The following is a 17061-nucleotide window of genomic DNA, read 5'->3' as shown; positions in this document are numbered from 1 at the left end:
AGCTGCCGAAGCAGCGCTTTGAGGTAGTGCTCCTCACGATAGATAGTGTCAAGTAATAGACTGGAAATACGCAAAATGATCGATTGGACCCCTATAGTCTTCGTGACGTTCAAGGCTTTCGTGCTCATCACGGGTATGTTCTTCGCCATCAAGTGGCATTACGATCAAGGCAAGAAGGATGAGAACAAGGCGAAGCAGAACCGCGCGGTGCTGCGCGCGAGCGGCAAGGTGGTCGCCATCTTCATGCTGTTGCTCCTGGCCTTGGGGATCGTCACCTTCTTCGTTGTCAGGATGGCCGGTCTGGAAATGACCTTCCTTTGATGGCAAGCAATCGTCGGCCGCTATCCAGTGATGCGGCGGCAATGCCCCGCTGCGGCTAGGGCAGCAGCGGCAAGCCATCAGGCATTATCTGGATGTGCTTCATGGCCCTTGCTCACGGCCTTGGAAAAATGCCACTGGATTTGAATTGCGCGGGTGTTTCTTTGTGCGCGGAGACTTTGTCACGGTAGTGTTCGAATGCCTGCTGGCAGGTTTTCCCTGCAATGATGACGGTGGCGTCGCTGCGGCGCAGTTGTCCCTTCCGTTCGGCCGCCCATGCAACGGCTTGCGCCGTGGTGCGGAATGTCGGTGGTTCCCGCGTGCCGAGCACGACAATTTCTGCGCCAGCTCCATGAATTCTCTGAAGGATGCCGTGATTTTCCCATTTGGCGTAATCATGGCGTAACGCCTATCAGTTTTTATCGGGTTTAATCGGGAGTGATCGGATTGATCAGGCAAGAAAAAAGCCACTAAATCCTTGATTTTATTGGATTTAATGGCTTGATCGGTACTTCTTTGATGTGTTCTGTGGTGCGGGAGCCGGAATCGAAATCCACCTCGCAGCCCGCATGAGCTAACGGTTTTGTAGGAATTGCTTTTTTCTATACCGTCAAATATACCGTCACGCCAACATCCTACCCATCTTGTGGCCCAGAATCCTGAAACACCGCGCCAATATATCACTACAGCTCGGCCTTCGCCATCAAGTCCGCCAAGGACATGGACAGGGCGTCAGCTATGCGCGCCAGATGCAGTAGTCCGGCATTTTGCTCCCCACGCTCAATCGCGCCTAGGTAGGAGCGGTCATTGCCGCTCTGATGGGCCAGTTCCTCCTGCGAGATGCTGCGCTCTGTCCGGGAGGCGCGCACCGCGTAGCCAAAGGCAACCAGCACGTTTTCTTTAGCGTTCGGAGAGATAATTGGCATCCGCCGATGTTCGCGATATGATCCGCAACGCGCCACGGGTTATCTTCCTCAATTGGGCTTGGCCACACGATCACTTCACCAAGGACATACTTGAAAAATATCCTTTTGCCTGCGCCGTACTTCTTCTGGTCGGCTGCGCATCTACCGCCGGCGTTATACCCATCGGCAAGGACGCCTACATGATCGCCCGCGAAGACAACGGCCCAGCCGCGTCGCTTGGCGCCATCAAAGCCTCCACGTTCAAGGAAGCCGGCGCGTTTTGCTCGGGTCAGGACAAGACAATGCAGGTGACGAAGGAAAGCGACACACCACGCTCATTCGGCCAGTTCCCGCAGACGACATTGCAGTTCACCTGCGCAAAGCTTTAGGCGGCCCGACCGACTAGACCATGTTTTTACCACCACATATCTCGCGCAAAGAAGCCCAAGAGCAGGGGCAGAGTTGGTACTTCACTGGTAAGCCGTGCCGGTTCAAGCATATTGACTATCGCTGCGTCTCCAGCCGCACTTGCCAAGCTTGCACGCTGGCTCGTTTTGTCGCCTCTCAAACCGATGATCCGGCATCTGTGCTCAGCCTATTGCTATGCGGAAATCATGAGCGGGCAGGTGAATACGTCCGCATCTTAGGTGCAAAACTTCTGGTTGACCGGGGCTTCTTCCCTTTTCTGCCTTTTACTTCGCGCTTAAAGTTACCTAACTTTATCGATGGCGAGCCTGTGACTTGGGGGCAATCGTACGGTCGGATAATTTACTGCAACAATTTCCTTGAGAGAAGATTATCAAATCATCACCTTGTGCATCGGGCAACGCCGAAGTGGGCCAACAAGAAATTGATCCAGGCGTTTTATGAAGAAAGGAATCGTCGTCGAGCACAAGATAATGTCACATGGGTTGTTGATCACATCATCCCGCTGCACCACCCCAGAGTATGCGGACTGCATGTCCATAACAATTTACAGGTTATTACGATGCTGGAAAATACTCGGCGGCGAGGAATGTTTGTGGAAGAGACGACAGTCTTCGGCTATTCTCACTCGGGATGGAACAACCTGATCGAAAGGATTGTACCGAGTGACTGACTCACTGTGGACACGGACGAAGTACTGGGCCGCTTTGCACCTATTCAAGCAACCCGTGCGCCAGCAGCCCCGCCAAGCGTGTGCGCACCATGCCGCCGGATGCTACCTGTGTCCACGCGAATATTGCTGCGGTGCGTTGAATGACCGTGACGACCCGGACCTTACAAAGCCTAGACCGTCGTCATCCGGGCACTGCGTTTATCTGGGCGGTGCCAACGGCGGCTTGGGCCTGCGCCTGAGCATGACCGCTCGGGGTGCGAATGACCACTACGCGCGACAAGCTGCCGAACGAGGGTATTCAGACATCTCGACCCGCGAGATGTGGGCAGCGGACATCGACCGCGACGGTTCGCTGGAGTTGCCCTTATAACGGAAGGCCTCAATCGTGTTAAGTGGCGTGCCCGTCTGAGCGGCATACTCTCTGATCTGCGCTGGAAGCTGTTCGGGCGTGGCCAGAGCGACTACCGCTGTCTTACTTGCCGGATGCCAGCCGAAAGTGATGTCGTTAATGACGGTCCGCAGCTTCCCCTGCGCGAGATTCTTCGACGCAGCCGCAGCCGATGACTTGCTGAGCGCCGCCCTGGGATGCAGTACGCACAAGATCGATGCAACCGGTAATAATAGTGTTCAGCAATGGCCGGAGAAACATATCGAGGACGTAAATCAACGCCATCGAATAGACGAAGAATGTGCACAGCAGAACGATTGTCATCGCGTCGATGGGTACCATCGCACTTCCTTTTTCTTGACTGGTGAAGCCATAATCATGGCGCACCCCAATCAATTCGACCGCTCAAATATGCACTCAATGCTTTGCATGCGATAAGGCTGACCACGATTGCGCAGATGCGGCCACTGCCATTACGCTGGTTAATGCACCGCGATGCTTTGCTGGAGACCAAGGAGGGTTCGGGTTGATGCTCCATTTTGAACGCGCTCAGCAGGCTCTGGCCAACCGACAGGCCCGCCGCTAATATCGTTGGGCCAACCGATTCCTGCCAATGAAGCGCGCCGAAAATTTTTTTGATTTTCTACCGGCGAAAAATTTTGAGGCGCGAACCGATTGATCACACAGGAATGGCGGGGCCACCTTCGCCGCCCCCCCCCGGGGGGGGCGCTCCCACTCATTGGCCTAAGTGTAGCGGCTCGCGTTTGAAACCGGCCGTGCTCGCATTCGACGCCGGTTTTAGCTCGAATTTACTGCAAATGACGGAAGGCACGTGCTCACGCTATCTGCAAATGAGCTTGAAATCGAAGGCCCCGGCTCGCACTCCATGGCCGCCGCCTGAAGCTAACGGCACACGACGGCCCGTATAGCCAGCCCCTTTTCGGCCTACGCGAAGGACCGCTTCCGCCCCATTTCCGTCACTCGGAAAGGCCAGAAAAGGGAATTTGAGTGCGATGCTCTATCGAGCAAATCGACAGCGGATTATTCAACCGTACTTTCATTAAAATTATGCTCGACTGACAGTGCAAAGCACATAGCCAAATCTAAACAATTTCGATTTTCTCGGGTACAAGGACGATGGGTGCGACTTGACCCGAGGAGTTCAGGCCAGCAGACATCTCCTGCCGAAATAACATCTCATGTTTGAACATCCTGCATACTCCGTCAAGACCTGGGAACATCGTCGCTGCAGTCAGCCCCATATAAAACAAGTCTTCGAGTGCTTCTGCGGCAAACCGAATTGGTACATCAACTGCTGTGATAACTTTCCTGCCAGTTGCCTTTTCAAAAGAACCAAAATACCCTTCCAGATCAACGATATTAGTGACCAAAAACCTGCCCTGTTGTGCGAGCAGACGAGGATTTTTTCTCGGTGAAATATCCAAGTACGAAGCATGCGGAGATGGATACGTTAACGAAACCGACGACCGAAACATAGACACTTCACGGCTGAGGCCATAAATTCTTACGTGCGTGTGGTCTTTTCGATTACTCAGATTTTCGAGCGCATCAGCGAATGCAAAAAAAGCGGCCACATACGGTGAGGCTGTCCAGTCTAATAAAGGCGTCGGTAGCCCGTGATGCTGTGCAAGTCCTAATACTACCGAAAAATCGTCAGAATCGGAGGCACGTAGACGGATATCTAAGATCGCCTCAACCTGCCCACGGAATCGGGGCACGGTCTCGTAGCAGAACCGCTCCATTCTTGCCCTCCCAGACCGGTGCAAAGTCGAAGTCAGCGAAAATTGGTTGCTGCCATGTCCGCGGAAATCTACGAACTCGCCGATTCGCCGTTGATCGCTGGCCCAAGCTTTGAACGCGGCCCAATCTTTTAACTTTACGCTTCGTAGCTTGCGTGGTTTCGAAGGGTTCACGAACTCAATTGACCGCATGATTCCAGTCATATCTGTCCAATGGCCCGTCAACCCCTTCTTGGTGCGACGCAAATATGCCCTACATTTTTGGAGTTCAACAAAATTTTCTAAGTGCGCGGGCGCAATCAGTCCGCCACCAGGATCGGGGAAATAAAAAATATCCGGCCGCAGCTCGAAAGACGCGACTGTATTAGCGCTTATCTTAACTAAAACTCCACCTGCCTCTATTCCTTGCCCATACCACTGGATCATTCCTTCGTTGGGACGATCTCGATCACGGCAAAACATCGCCTCGGCCATACCGCTGGACGTCTCCACCGAACCAAGCATCTGTAAAGGAAAGCTAGCATCAATCATTGTTTTTAAGGCCTCTATCACTACATTCAATAAATTCGAGTCACCCACCCCAACTTAGCATAAGAACCCGAATGTGGGGCGGCTTACGCCCCATTTCAGACCTTCGCCCAACTCTTGTTTTTCCTAAAGATGAGCTTGGACCGCAAGGGCAGAGCGTTAGCGCTCAATATGGGAGGGCAGGCTTCAGCAGGCTCTGGTGATCAAATGCTTCTAGATCGCTGAGGAACGAACGCACACCGTCATTTCGCCTTGAAAAGCACTTGGCCAACGGCATATGCGAGCCATTTTTTTCAACTCGTTTCTTCATCTTTACCACACGCTCTTCCCAGGCACCGTCAAGAAGAACGTAGTCGCAACAGTTAATCGGCATAGCGGCGTGCAGCATATCGACGATATCGTTCTCTTTAATTGGGAGGCCCGGATTCAGGTAATACTCGCGCATTAGCTCGCCGATGATCACATGCGTTCGGGGGCGAGTGTCATCAGGTTTGACCATTTTGGCTTTGGAAATGTAGGAAGGGTCGGCCCTGGCATCCTTGATCCCACCTGCGATTTGCTGAACCAGTCCTTTCATCATTTGCCCGATAACCTCGCGGTTTTTATAAGACATTCTTATGAAACCTTGCATCGTGACACCAAGCGGAGGATTTTGCGGCCGTTCGGAAAGCAGCTTCAACTGCGGCAGATCTGCAGATGGCCAGAAACGAGTCGAGTTGTCTGCCTCTAAATGCTCCCGATCAAGAACCTTGTCAAACGCAAAATCCGTCAAATATATGTTGGGAAGTAGGCGTTCGATGAATGCCTCCGCATCATCGACATGTTGAGGATCACTCGGTCCAGCAAATTCACCGAGTGAAATCATGGAAAGAAGTAACGTGCCTCCTTTACCCAGCAAAGCAGCCACTAGACGATCTTGCAGGGCTATATCATCACTGAACAGCCGAATAGCCCAATGATCAAGATATACCGTCGGGGAATCGAAGGATTGCCTAACTCGGGTTCCGGATGGCGCTTGAAAAAACTCGACAGGCATTTTCCAATATTCCTATCAATTGTGGATCAACCAAACCCGTCTCTCACAACCGGCAGCTCATGGCCGTTTGCTGACGGTCAGCGCATGTTACCGCCATGCGCCCCAGAAGGATAGCCTATAGAGGCGGGGGAGTATCCGTATCAACTTCTCGACTCGGCTTCACAATGGTAAGCACAGTCGCGCGTGAGATGCCGTAGAGCTTCGCCAGGGCGCTCACGCTCTGCTTACTCGCGTAGCCTTGCGTCATCTCCTTGCGCTGCTCTGGCGTTGTTTTGGCTGGTCTCCCGAGGGTCTTGCCTTCCGCCTTGGCGCGGGCCAATCCGGCCTGCGTCCGCTCGACAATAAGGTCACGCTCCATCTCGGCCACGGCCGCCAACATTGCCAACATCAGCTTGCCCGCCGGCGAGGTGAGATCGAGCTTGCCGAGCTGAAGTACAACCACCTCGACGCCGAGCGCGGCCAGGGCTTTAATGGTCGCCAACACATCCGGCGCATCACGGCCGAGGCGGTCCAGCTTGGACACCACCACCGAGTCCTTCCTTCTCAACTTTGCCAACATGTCGCCGAACTGCTTCCGCTGCGCTGCATGTGCCTTGCCGCTAACGGTGTCCGCATACCAGTACTCAACAGCGTAGCCAGCGTGCTCAATCTCAAGCCGTTGATTGTGGGCTGTCTGCTCCGCCGTGGAGACCCGTCCGTACCCGAAAACCGCCATGATCCGCTCCGATGAAGTGTTGGAAAACGGAATCAATATAAATCAACATGTTGAAATATGTAAAGGCTTATTTTCTAACATAAAGAAAATGAGGTGTTGATGCCTGTTGGAAAACGATCGTTTTCCCTCACTGTATATAAATACAGGCAACAACATTTTCCATGTGGCAGGTTCTGGGATTACAATCAATTGTTGCGGAAATATGTGCCTGCTTAAATATTGGTGAGTGAGAAATCCGTGCTTTCTTTTGGAGAGAACTATGAAAGTATGCGGTATCGAGATAAAAGGTAGTGAGGCTATACTTGCGGTGGCTGAATCTACAGATGATGGAATTAATCATCTTGTGGTCGAGACAAAGAAAATTGCTCTTCATGATGATGATAGCAGTGATCATGTAAAATCCTTCAGTGAATTGGTTAATGGATTTGTACGTGATAATCAGCTTGATTGTATTATTATAAAAAAAAGAAATAAAAAAGGGGAATTTTCTGGTGGTCCAACAACATTTAAAATTGAGGGCGTAATCCAACTGGTCAAGGGCTGCAATGTTATGCTATTGTCGGCACCTTCAGTAGCAGCGGAGAGAAAGCGCCACGATTTCAATATACCTGAAACACTTAATAAATATCAGCACGAAGCATTTTTCACTGCTTGTGCCGCTATTGTTAGAGCTAAATAATGAGTGGATTGTATCTAAAAGGTGTGAATGCGCCACCTGAAATTAAAGCATCTCTTTTTAATTTATCAAAAAGCATTCATTTTATCAAGGAAGACACGAAAGCAGCTAACGGGCATGTTTTTTTTGGTGTTAATAGAGTGACGGATAAAGGGGTTGCGGTTAAATTTTATTACTGGGGGGGTAAAACTGTTTATCATGCTGAGCCAAATCAACTTGCATCAATAAAATCAGATCATGTTCTTAGAATTCAGGATGCTGGACTTATAGATAATATGTGGGCGTATTTTATTACTCCAACATGCGTGAACGGTGATTTGGATGATCAACTCGAAACTTCAAGTATAGGAAATTATGCTGCAGTTGATTATGTTTATCAAATATTAAGTGGATTAAGTTACTTACATGAAAAAAGATTTTTGCATCGCGATTTGAAGCCGGCAAACATTTATGTTGATGAGAATCATAAAGCAGTTATAGGGGATTTTGGATCTGTAAAAAAATTGCCTGACGGTCACTTAACGATTCCTGCTTCAAGTCATTCAATTTTATATAGGCCACCTGAAACTATTACAACAAATTCCTATGGAATAACTGGAGATATTTACCAGGCCGGGATTGTTTTATATCAACTTCTTGGAGGATATTTGCCTTATGATGCGAATGCATATCTTTCGCGTTCCGATATGCAAAGACTAAAGTTACTTGCTTCACCAGCCGATGAGAGTGACTTTGTTGATCAATGTATCAAGGGACTTATCTGTTCTGGGAAGTTGTTGAATTATGCGACTATGCCACCTTGGGTTCCAGAAAGTCTAAAAAAAATCATAAAAAAATCTTGCCATTTTGATCCTAAAAAAAGATTTCAGACGGCGTCGTCATTTATGGCAAAACTACATGCAATTCGCCCATCAGTATTAGATTGGAAGGTACTTGATGGTCATCCTGTGTTATCCGGCGCATTAAGTTATCGTGTCTTCGACGAAGGGGAGTATTCGCGTGTTCAAAAATCTCGAGACGGGCGCCCGTGGAGGAATGATAATTCCTTTCAGGAGGGGTCTGTCAATGAATTGGTTTCTTTAGTTTCAGGTGCGGTGTAGGAGGAAATTTTTCAAGAGGAAATCCGGATAAAAGCACAATAGTACATCCTATTTAATATTTTCAATCCATGCGTGTATAGATAAAAAATATTTTTCACTTGTTGATTGTAATTGATTGATCAAACGTTTATGTCGGGCCTTCCAAGAGTATGGTTTTCGGGCCGGTAGCGCATCCCCTAGCTTGCCACCGAGCTTTTTAATTATTCTAAATCGTGCTAACCGGCTACGTTCGATCGGAGTCGCTGCCAGATTGGATCGATACCGAAGTCCATGGCAGTGCCGGCAAGCCAGTTCACCATCGCGCAGGTAAAGCGTTTGAAAATTCCCCTCATGCGCGCGAGGGCACTTCATGAGGGGGCGTAACCGGTCATTTAGGCACGGTATCGCCTGAATTTCAGCGCTTGCCGTCACGCCGCAGAACATCACCGTCATGCGTTCTGGCTCGATCATCACCAAACCCTTTGCCCCATCCCAAGTGATCGCCAGTAGACTACTCTTGCTCTTCTTTGATGTCGCCAGGAGTGTCGCCAGACTCAGCCCCAGGGTGTCCTCGACGACCGGCACCCTGTCGTATTTTGCTTTCTTCATTTTGTGTACCTAAATAAAAAGCGAACCGGCGTTTTCACGGGCGGTTCGCGGGAAAAAAAATGTTTAGTCGGGCAGGGCTAGTTCATCGCTACCGCCGGCTGGATGACAAATGGCCAGCGGTCCAGGAGGACGGCGATGGAGCGGTCCAGGGGGCCAAAATAGACTTGCAGTCGTGCGCCAAGCTCTTGAGTACGGCGATCTCCCGTCGATGCGTTGACCGTATCGATGATGAAGCGCAGCGCCTCGCGCTTGTCTACAGGGTCCATTGCGCTCGTGCGCATGACCGTGACGTGACGGAAGTTACCGATGCTTCGCATGCATTCCAGCCCGTGGATTGCTGCGAATTCGTCTATGAGGGATTTCACTACCGCAGCGTGCAGGCTGACATAGTCGGATTTGACTGGCCAGCGGGCCTTTCGGGTAGCGGCTTTTGCTGTATTCGGCGGTGTGGCGTGCATCTAAAAATCCTTTATAAAATTTGGTAGGTATGTTTTCCATTCTGCTTGATCGTCATTAATTCGACCGGCAGAAGTTGGTTGTGCGGGGTTGTGCAGGGATATGCAGGGTTGTTTCCTGCCGACTGGAGACACCGAATTACTATTCGCATCGAAATTTAGATCTTTTCGGAGTAAAAACATCCCTGCACATCCCTGCAACCCGGCGGGTTTGGTTCGCTAAGCTGTGCAGACCTCCCACGTGGCCTTCTTCGTGCGGTCGAGCGGGCCGCGCTTGATGCGTATACCATTCATGATGCGGCCCTCACGTTTCAGCATCCAGCGTCCGAGCTTCTTCGAGTCAACCTCGCCACGGTCTCCCGCGATGTCCAGCAGGAGGTCGACGGCGCAGCCCAGCGACACCTTCGCGCGGCTGACAAATTCGGCGACAGTGAAGCGACGGCCGGTGCCGAAGATGCTCTTGGCGGTGTCGAGCAGGCCGACCAGCATCGCAGCATCCGGGTCGTTGTCGCTGTCGCGGGTGAGAGCCGTCTTCGGATCAACGAAGTCCACCAAGACACCTTGCTGCACCAGCCACACGATGGTAGAGCGGACCAGCTTGTTCCAGTCGTCCATCGAAGCCAGCCCATCGCAAACACGTGGGAAACCGGCGCGGACATAGCCTTGGATCAGCGTCAACGCGGCAGTGATCATCTTGAGGCGATTTTTCAGACAGTAGCCCAACGGCTCCAAGTTGAACTCGCGGGCTGCGACTTTGGATGCCTCCACGTTCGCGTCCAGGCGGCAAACGAAAAAGCGGCGGTTCAGATCGCCTACGAATTGCAAACCGTTGCCGGTCGCTAGGATCAGCATCCGGTGTTCTGCCTCAGCGTCGCGCGATTCACCGAGAACGCGGCTTTTGATTGCCGGCGCGGTGGTCACGGCGCACAGGCTTGCAGATTCAATTGCGTGCTCTGCGTTGTCGAACAGCATAGTGCCCGCTCCACCCAACGCTGCGCTGAACAGACTCTTTGCCCACTCGTCTTCATGCGAGCATGGCGGGCTTACTGCCGGTGCGACGCCATCGTAGAGAGCGCCAATGCACTGGCCGAGCAGAGTCTTACCAGTACCGGGCGCCGTGGCGCTGAAGCCGAAGCCGGGTGACGTACGCAGGCAACTGCGCACCGCCGACGTCAGCACCGCAGCGAGCGCCACGGACTTGTCGGCAGTCGTCGCGTACGGGAACTGGCTGAACGGGATCCACAGCTCATGCAATGCCTTCTGCAGTTCTGCGCGGCTGGGCGCCATTGGGACTGACGGCCACGAGCCGAACTGATCATTGACCAGAAGCAGGCCCGTTTTCTTATCATAGCCGGGCACGATAATTTGGCGGCCATCGTGATCCATGGTCGGCGCGTTGCGCACTGCGGTGAGTTTGTCCATGCGCAGGTTGGCTGCGTCTGCCAGCAAGCCGTTTACCACAGCCGGTGGGCAGGCGAGTGCTACGATATTTCCCTTTTTGTCCATGGCCTCAAAGCGGCACAACCGCTGAACCATCACGCTCAGCCACTGCGGTTTTGCTTGCATGATCTTTGCGTATTCGCTGACATAGACCATTGCGCCAGCGCGTTCGTACAGTTCCCCCGATTTCTTCATGATGTCGGCCATCGCGTCCACCATGCGCGGCAGTTCCGCAACATTCACGTTGATCACTGCCGGCGCGCGATCTAGCAAGTAGCGCACGCCATGGTGAGCGTGAGAGTAGAGGTAGTGACGACCACCGCTACGCAGATTGACAATGGCAACGCGCTGGTCGTAGCTTGGTTCCAACGGGTCGGCAAAACGGGTGTTGTGATATTTGTCCGGGTTGTCCATGACCATGCCGACAGTGACGCTTTTACCGTCTGCGGTTGTGAGCGGCCAGTTGCCCATCAGCAGTTGCCGCATGGTTGCGCGCTCGACCATCACGCCGATAGCTTCTGCGTCCGCATCAACACCGAGTGCCTTCAGGCGCGCCGGCATTGCCTCCGCTGTCCCGGCAATGAATTTCTCTTTCATTTCCATGACTGCAGGTTTGATCGCTTCGCGCGCCGCATCCTTGATCTCTTTCAGTGCGACGACTTCGGTAGACGTCAGTTCCTTAAATTCTGAGACATCGAAGATGCAGCCATCAATAACCATGCTTTTATAGGGGGTGCGCGTCACATCAGACCCCAACACAGGTGCTGCCGCGAAATCCAGTCCTTCTGGCTTCCATACCGACGTGTCTATGGGCCCGCGCTCCAGTACCTGGCCCGACTTGCTGATAGCAAAGTAGCCGAAGCCAGCGAGCCACAGGCGGGCGAACAGCAAGTCGCCAACACGCTTGATTTGGCTCGCGTCATTGACCATGATATACACGCGCTGCCCACGAACCTCAGCACCAGCCACTCCGGACGACGCACTGGGGCGCCACAGCATGGCGACGCCGTCCAGTTCAGGGCAAGACTTGCGCAGCATGGCGATCAGTTTTAGTGCTGACAGCGCCATGGAGTCGTTGGGTGGATCGTAATCCAACATCAGAATGCCCGGATTGATGCCGAAGGTGAAGTTGTCGCGGGTCCGCGTGATTGCACCGGCTGGAGGGGTAGTGATGCTTTGTGCTACGACAATGCCAGCACCCTGTTCCGGGCGGCCGTAGGTGACCGCCTGAGTTGGTTGCAGCGAATCGAGTAGCATATCCAGTTGCGTCAGGTTGTGGACGTGGTGGACCTTGAAAGTACCGCGAACCAGTTTCGCTGCTGCTTGCTTTTTGACCTTTCCCTGCTCGTCCATTGAGAAGGTCTTCGTCAGGTTGCCGTTGTCGTTGGTGAGGATGGTGACGGGCGCGCTGGCGAGCTGCGGATCGCCAGCAGCGGCCTGAATAATAGGAACGTGTTCGTTCAAAATGTAAGATCCTTGGAATCAATGCGGACATCGCTGCCCGCATCGCATTGAGGGTTAGGCCATCGGCCGGGTCATTTTTTCGATGCGGAGCTTTTCTTGGGCGGCGAGGCTATATGGACTGCGCGCCAGCCACGTGTGCGGTGCTTGTTTGATTAGCTCATGGGGCGACTTGCTGGTCTATTGGTGCCCGAACATTCGGCGATGAAGCGCTCTACGTCTGCCATATTCCATGCTGTGACGCAGGGGCCGATCTTGAACGGTTTTGGGAATTTTCCGTCGCGTACCCAGCGCCAGATTGTGGCGGGGCTTACTGGCAGGATGCCGGCCTTGGTTGGTGTCGTCGCAAGGTCTGCAACGCGGATGATGCGAGGTTCCATTTGATGCCCTTTAGTGACCCGCCGTGCAGCGGTATGGAGGTCATCATAGGCATTTCTAATTTGAAAAAAAACGTCAACTTGTGGCACAAGCTGACGTTGATTTAGTGTTACTTTTTCTTGGCGGCAAAGTCTTTGGCCGCTTGCGCGCCAATTTCGGCTGCATTCTCAGCGCGCCAGGCATTAGCCGCTACTTTTTCGGGGTTGACCCTTACCGTGCGCTCCACTGCGCTTTTGCTCATGCCGTACTTGTTGCCGAGGAAATCCAAGCGTTCTGTACGGTTCATATCTTGCAAATTTTTTGAGGCGTACTCCTCGCGGACACTAAATTTCTTGATGTTAATTTGCATATCAAAACTTCCGGTTTCAGCGAAGCACTCCATTGCGGCGAGAACATGCCTAAGCGCTTGGGGGCAATCTACCCAGATCTGATCCTCGACATCATCTTCGAGGTTGAAACAATATTTCCCATCTTTGCTATCGCTTACCTTACGATATAGCTCTGCTAAGCGTCGGGCCTGATCTCGTAGCAGTTCATGACCAAGTCGACCATTTTTAACACCAGTTGCCATTTGCTTTCCTCAGTTTAAGCTGCATTTTTCATTTGAGTCACATGCATGTCGACTCTTAGCTTGTCGAGGTAGTCTGCCCAGCGCTGCATCATCAAGCGACGTGCCGGCAAGTGGGCGGTGCGGTTATAGGCACGGCCGTTCGGGTCTTTTACTGCATGTGCCAACTGATGTTCGATCAGCTCGGGGCGCTCCCCAAGAACCTCATCAAGGATAGTCCGAGCCATCGCCCGGAAGCCATGCGCAGTCATCACCTCCTTGGCGTAGCCCATGCTGCGCAACGCCGCGTTGATGGTGTTCTCGCTCATGCAGCGCTCTCCGGTGCGGATGCTGGGGAAGACATATTTTCCATGGCCGGTCAGTGGCTGCATCCCGCGTAAAATCTCAACCACCTGCGTAGCCAAGGGTACGATGTGATCATTTTTCATCTTCATCTTTTGGCCGGGAATACGCCATTCAGCGGCGTCCAAATCCAGTTCTGCCCATTCCATCGCCCGGATCTCCCCCGGGCGTTGAAAAACCAATGGCGAAAGACGCAGGGCCGCAACCGAGTAGGGGTGCCCACTGTACCCATGGATAGAGCGCATGAGGTTTGCCACCTGCTTTGGGTCTGTAATGGCAGCGTAGTTGGTCGTTACCGCCGTCGCCAGCGCTCCCCTCAGGTCGGCGGTCACATCCCGCTCTGCCAAGCCACTGGCTACTGCGTAGCGAAACACCTGGCCACATACCTGTTTGACGCGATGCGCCGACTCCACTGCACCGCGTGTTTCCATTTTCTGAACAGTGACAAGGACATCGCGTGGCTTGATTGTGGAAATCGGCATCTTGCCAATATGAGGGAAGACATCTTTTTCCAGCCAGCCGGTCACCTTGATCTGGGTGGTGGTGGCGCGTTCGGCGGATGTCTTCGCGAGCCATTCGCGCGCAACCAGCTCGAACGTATGGCTGGCTGCAATCGTCCTGGCATCGCGCTCTTCGCGTTTGGCCAGCGAGGGATCGATGCCATCGGCCAGCTTTTCGCGGACATCGGCACGGCGTTGGCGTGCTTTTGCCAACGTGGTGGCAGGGTAGACACCCAGCGCCATGGTTTTACGCTTGCCCAGATAGCGGTAATCCATCCTCCAGTATTTGCCTGAGGCCAATACCAGCAGATACATGCCTTCGCCATCGGTATATTTGTCGCCGGTGGGTTTTACGAGTTTCACTTGCTTTACGAACGTGTCGGTCAATGCCATGGTCATCCTGACGGTATACATAATTTCGTTATTCCCATATACCGTCAAAAATGACGGTATATCCGTGCGATGGGATGATGTTGGCTGAGACGGTGCCAGACAACAAAAAACCCGCCAAGCTTGTAAGCATGCGGGTTTTGATGTTTGGTAAGACTGTGTAATACATGATCATGGTGCCGGGAGCCGGAATCGAACCGGCACGCTGTTTCCAGCGCGGGATTTTGAGTCCCGTGCGTCTACCTATTCCGCCATCCCGGCAACGCGAGACGCATTATCACTGATTTGTCACAATCCGGCAAGTTTTTTGCTTGGCGTGTGTTTTGCATAACGTTCGGCAAGGCATCTTTGCGGGTATGATCGGCGCTATTCCCGGCCCGATGCTGGCGCTGCATGCCGGCTTGACGCATGAAAAACAAGAAGATACGCGAAATTATCCTCGGCAAGCCGCTCGACCCGATGAAGGCCGAGACGCGCCATTCGATGGCGCTGGTGGCTTTCCTGGCGTGGGTGGGGCTGGGCGCCGATGGCTTGTCTTCGTCGGCATATGGGCCGGAAGAAACCTTCCGCGCGCTGGGGCCGCATGCCCACCTGGGCCTGTACCTGGCGCTGGCCACGGCCGTCACCGTCTTCATCATCGCGCTGGCCTACAACCAGGTGATCGAACTGTTTCCCACGGGCGGCGGCGGCTACCGCGTGGCCACCAGGCTGGTGGGACCGTACCTGGGCCTCATTTCCGGCTGCGCGCTGATCCTCGACTACGTGCTGACGATCGCCATTTCCATCGCTTCCGGCGTCGACGCGCTGGCCTCCTTCCTGCCGCTGGGTTTCCAGCCCTACAAATTGCGGGCCGAGATGTGTTTCATCGGCTTGCTGATCATCATGAATTTGCGCGGGCTCAAGGAGGCGATCCAGATCCTGCTGCCCATCTTCATCGGTTTCGTCATCACGCACCTGCTGTTGATCGTCTACGGCGTCGCCGCGCACTCCTCGCACTTGCCCGCACTGCTGCCCGTGACCATGGCGGAAACACAGGCGCTGGCCGGCAGCATCGGCTGGGCGGGCGTGGCCGGCATGCTGCTGCTTGCGTATTCGCAAGGCGGCGGCACCTATACGGGCCTGGAAGCCGTGTCGAACAACGTCAACCTGCTGGCCGAACCGCGGGTGCGCACCGGCAAGATCACCATGCTCTACATGGCCCTGTCGCTGGCGTTCACGGCGGGCGGCATCATCCTGCTGTACCTGCTGTGGAACGCCACGCCGACGCCGGGCGAGACCTTGAACGCGTCCACCTTCAAGACCATCATCGCCAGCATGGGCCTGGGCGGCGAGATGCTCAACCAGGCGCTGCTGGTGATCGTGCTGGCCTTCGAGGCGGGCCTGCTGTTCGTCGCCGCCAACACGGGCTTCCTGGGCGGACCGTCGGTGCTGTCGAACATGGCGGCCGATTCCTGGGTGCCGCACAAGTTCCGCTACCTGTCGACGCGCCTCGTCACGCAGAACGGCATCGTCGTCATGGGCCTGGCGGCGCTGGCCATCCTGTTCTGGACGGGCGGCAGCGTGACCTTGCTGGTCGTGCTGTACTCGATTTCCGTCTTCCTGACGTTCGCCATTTCCCTGTTCGGCCTGTGCCTGTACTGGCTGCGCAACCGCACGCCGGGCACGCACTGGCTGCGTCGCCTGCTGCTGTCGCTGCTCGGCTTCGTCATCTGCGCCGGCATCCTGGCGATCTTGCTGTACCAGCGCTTCATGCAGGGCGGCTGGGCCACGGTATTGATCATTGCCGCCATCGCCGCGCTGTGCGTCGTGATTCGCCGCCACTACCGGCAGACCAAGCAGGCCATCGTGCAAGTGGACGAGGTCTTCGCGCAGCAGCCTTTCGGCGCGAACGTGGACCCCATCGTGCCCATCGAGCCGCAGCCGGACGCGCAGACGGCCGTGTTCATTGTCGGCACCTCGCGCGGCGGCGGCCTGCACGCGCTGCTGTGGGTGCAGCGCATGTTTCCCGGCCACTTCAAGAATTTCCTGTTCGTCAATGCGCGCACCGTCGATGCGCACGCCTACGGCGGCGAGGGGGCGATGGCGCAGATGCGCCAGGAAGCGGCCGACACGCTGGAATTCTTCGTCGACTTTTGCCACAGCCACGGCATGGCTTCCTCGTCCTACCTGGGCTTCGGCACGGATGCCGTCGATGAAATCACCAAGCTGTGCGAAGCCATCAACGAGGAATTCCCGAACTCCATCTTCTTTACCAGCAAGCTGATTTTCACCACCGATAACTGGTTTACCCGCGTGCTGCACAACCAGGCCTCGCTGGCCGTGCAGCGGCGCCTGCACCTGGAAGGCTTGCAGATGGTGATCTTGCCGATGAAAGTCTGACGGCGCCGATTCCAGCGCAAGAAGCGGAGTGCCGC

General features: G+C 54.1%; 17 protein-coding genes and 1 tRNA gene. 6 read left to right on the top strand and 12 right to left on the bottom strand.

The features are described from left to right. Positions 1 to 75 precede the first annotated feature (75 nt). Positions 76 to 321, top strand: a complete 246-nt coding sequence (locus AC3RCJ_RS26705; RefSeq protein ID WP_492957274.1) for a hypothetical protein — start codon at positions 76 to 78, stop codon at positions 319 to 321. Positions 322 to 1001: 680 nt separating this feature from the next. Here the strand turns inward: AC3RCJ_RS26705 and AC3RCJ_RS26700 are convergent. Then, positions 1002 to 1244, bottom strand: coding sequence for a helix-turn-helix domain-containing protein (locus AC3RCJ_RS26700; protein ID WP_492957272.1), 243 nt, complete (start codon positions 1242 to 1244; stop codon positions 1002 to 1004). Here AC3RCJ_RS26700 and AC3RCJ_RS26695 point away from each other — a divergent pair. Both AC3RCJ_RS26695 and AC3RCJ_RS26690 read left to right on the top strand, forming a co-directional pair. Beyond that, positions 1238 to 1612: a hypothetical protein gene (locus AC3RCJ_RS26695; protein WP_492957271.1), complete on the top strand. Its 375-nt coding sequence runs from the start codon at positions 1238 to 1240 to the stop codon at positions 1610 to 1612. The two genes, AC3RCJ_RS26700 and AC3RCJ_RS26695, sit on opposite strands and share 7 nt — an antisense overlap. A 20-nt stretch (positions 1613 to 1632) precedes the next feature. Beyond that, positions 1633 to 2322 carry a hypothetical protein gene (locus AC3RCJ_RS26690; RefSeq protein ID WP_492957270.1) on the top strand — a complete coding sequence of 230 codons (690 nt, stop codon included), beginning with the start codon at positions 1633 to 1635 and terminating at the stop codon, positions 2320 to 2322. Between the two features lie 505 nt (positions 2323 to 2827). On the opposite strand, the gene AC3RCJ_RS26685 is transcribed toward AC3RCJ_RS26690, so the two are convergent. From AC3RCJ_RS26685 to AC3RCJ_RS26670, 4 genes are all read right to left on the bottom strand, one after another. After that, positions 2828 to 3052, bottom strand: a complete 225-nt coding sequence (locus AC3RCJ_RS26685; protein WP_492957269.1) for a hypothetical protein — start codon at positions 3050 to 3052, stop codon at positions 2828 to 2830. 761 nt (positions 3053 to 3813) lie between these two features. Next, a complete protein-coding gene (locus AC3RCJ_RS26680; protein WP_492957268.1) occupies positions 3814 to 5022 on the bottom strand; it encodes an FRG domain-containing protein in 1209 nt (402 codons plus the stop codon). Positions 5023 to 5164: 142 nt separating this feature from the next. Continuing rightward, positions 5165 to 6034 (bottom strand): hypothetical protein, encoded by an 870-nt coding sequence (locus AC3RCJ_RS26675; RefSeq protein ID WP_492957267.1) that lies wholly within the window; start codon positions 6032 to 6034, stop codon positions 5165 to 5167. A gap of 115 nt (positions 6035 to 6149) precedes the next feature. Beyond that, complete coding sequence (locus AC3RCJ_RS26670; RefSeq protein WP_492957266.1) at positions 6150 to 6785, bottom strand: recombinase family protein; 636 nt, start codon at positions 6783 to 6785, stop codon at positions 6150 to 6152. A gap of 223 nt (positions 6786 to 7008) precedes the next feature. On the opposite strand from AC3RCJ_RS26670, the gene AC3RCJ_RS26665 reads away from it, so the two are divergent. Beyond that, a complete protein-coding gene (locus tag AC3RCJ_RS26665; protein WP_492957265.1) occupies positions 7009 to 7428 on the top strand; it encodes a DUF3010 family protein in 420 nt (139 codons plus the stop codon). Continuing rightward, positions 7428 to 8525, top strand: coding sequence for a protein kinase domain-containing protein (locus AC3RCJ_RS26660; RefSeq protein ID WP_492957264.1), 1098 nt, complete (start codon positions 7428 to 7430; stop codon positions 8523 to 8525). Before AC3RCJ_RS26665 ends, AC3RCJ_RS26660 begins: the two co-directional genes overlap by 1 nt. A gap of 48 nt (positions 8526 to 8573) precedes the next feature. Here the strand turns inward: AC3RCJ_RS26660 and AC3RCJ_RS26655 are convergent, their stop codons facing one another. The 7 genes from AC3RCJ_RS26655 to AC3RCJ_RS26625 all read right to left on the bottom strand — a co-directional run bounded on the left by AC3RCJ_RS26655 (position 8574) and on the right by AC3RCJ_RS26625 (position 14908). Then, positions 8574 to 9113 carry a hypothetical protein gene (locus AC3RCJ_RS26655; RefSeq protein WP_492957263.1) on the bottom strand — a complete coding sequence of 180 codons (540 nt, stop codon included), beginning with the start codon at positions 9111 to 9113 and terminating at the stop codon, positions 8574 to 8576. 77 nt (positions 9114 to 9190) lie between these two features. Continuing rightward, entirely contained in the window at positions 9191 to 9571 is a 381-nt protein-coding gene (locus AC3RCJ_RS26650; RefSeq protein WP_492957262.1) for a hypothetical protein, read from the bottom strand. Between the two features lie 216 nt (positions 9572 to 9787). Then, positions 9788 to 12472: a hypothetical protein gene (locus tag AC3RCJ_RS26645; protein ID WP_492957261.1), complete on the bottom strand. Its 2685-nt coding sequence runs from the start codon at positions 12470 to 12472 to the stop codon at positions 9788 to 9790. A 152-nt stretch (positions 12473 to 12624) separates the two neighbouring features. Further along, a complete protein-coding gene (locus tag AC3RCJ_RS26640) occupies positions 12625 to 12849 on the bottom strand; it encodes a helix-turn-helix transcriptional regulator (protein ID WP_492957260.1) in 225 nt (74 codons plus the stop codon). 107 nt (positions 12850 to 12956) lie between these two features. Then, entirely contained in the window at positions 12957 to 13418 is a 462-nt protein-coding gene (locus AC3RCJ_RS26635; RefSeq protein ID WP_492957259.1) for a hypothetical protein, read from the bottom strand. Positions 13419 to 13432: 14 nt separating this feature from the next. Next, on the bottom strand, positions 13433 to 14650 hold the full coding sequence (locus tag AC3RCJ_RS26630) for a tyrosine-type recombinase/integrase (protein WP_492957258.1): 1218 nt from the start codon (positions 14648 to 14650) through the stop codon (positions 13433 to 13435). A gap of 171 nt (positions 14651 to 14821) precedes the next feature. After that, positions 14822 to 14908: transfer RNA gene (locus AC3RCJ_RS26625), tRNA-Leu, on the bottom strand. Positions 14909 to 15055: 147 nt separating this feature from the next. On the opposite strand from AC3RCJ_RS26625, the gene AC3RCJ_RS26620 reads away from it, so the two are divergent. Beyond that, positions 15056 to 17026, top strand: a complete 1971-nt coding sequence (locus tag AC3RCJ_RS26620; RefSeq protein ID WP_492957257.1) for an APC family permease — start codon at positions 15056 to 15058, stop codon at positions 17024 to 17026. Positions 17027 to 17061: the final 35 nt, after the last annotated feature.

Source organism: Janthinobacterium sp. GW822-FHT07H11, from assembly GCF_058798615.1.
This window is presented reverse-complemented; position numbering and strand designations above follow the sequence as displayed.

Bases quoted from the DNA above. Each gene is read 5' to 3' on its own strand.
- AC3RCJ_RS26700 (WP_492957272.1), bottom strand. From the start codon at position 1,244: ATGCCAATTATCTCTCCGAACGCTAAAGAAAACGTGCTGGTTGCCTTT.
- AC3RCJ_RS26650 (WP_492957262.1), bottom strand. From the start codon at position 9,571: ATGCACGCCACACCGCCGAATACAGCAAAAGCCGCTACCCGAAAGGCC.
- AC3RCJ_RS26655 (WP_492957263.1), bottom strand. From the start codon at position 9,113: ATGAAGAAAGCAAAATACGACAGGGTGCCGGTCGTCGAGGACACCCTG.
- AC3RCJ_RS26630 (WP_492957258.1), bottom strand. From the start codon at position 14,650: ATGGCATTGACCGACACGTTCGTAAAGCAAGTGAAACTCGTAAAACCC.
- AC3RCJ_RS26660 (WP_492957264.1), top strand. From the start codon at position 7,428: ATGAGTGGATTGTATCTAAAAGGTGTGAATGCGCCACCTGAAATTAAA.
- AC3RCJ_RS26640 (WP_492957260.1), bottom strand. From the start codon at position 12,849: ATGGAACCTCGCATCATCCGCGTTGCAGACCTTGCGACGACACCAACC.
- AC3RCJ_RS26665 (WP_492957265.1), top strand. From the start codon at position 7,009: ATGAAAGTATGCGGTATCGAGATAAAAGGTAGTGAGGCTATACTTGCG.
- AC3RCJ_RS26705 (WP_492957274.1), top strand. From the start codon at position 76: ATGATCGATTGGACCCCTATAGTCTTCGTGACGTTCAAGGCTTTCGTG.
- AC3RCJ_RS26690 (WP_492957270.1), top strand. From the start codon at position 1,633: ATGTTTTTACCACCACATATCTCGCGCAAAGAAGCCCAAGAGCAGGGG.
- AC3RCJ_RS26635 (WP_492957259.1), bottom strand. From the start codon at position 13,418: ATGGCAACTGGTGTTAAAAATGGTCGACTTGGTCATGAACTGCTACGA.
- AC3RCJ_RS26675 (WP_492957267.1), bottom strand. From the start codon at position 6,034: ATGCCTGTCGAGTTTTTTCAAGCGCCATCCGGAACCCGAGTTAGGCAA.
- AC3RCJ_RS26620 (WP_492957257.1), top strand. From the start codon at position 15,056: ATGAAAAACAAGAAGATACGCGAAATTATCCTCGGCAAGCCGCTCGAC.
- AC3RCJ_RS26685 (WP_492957269.1), bottom strand. From the start codon at position 3,052: ATGGTACCCATCGACGCGATGACAATCGTTCTGCTGTGCACATTCTTC.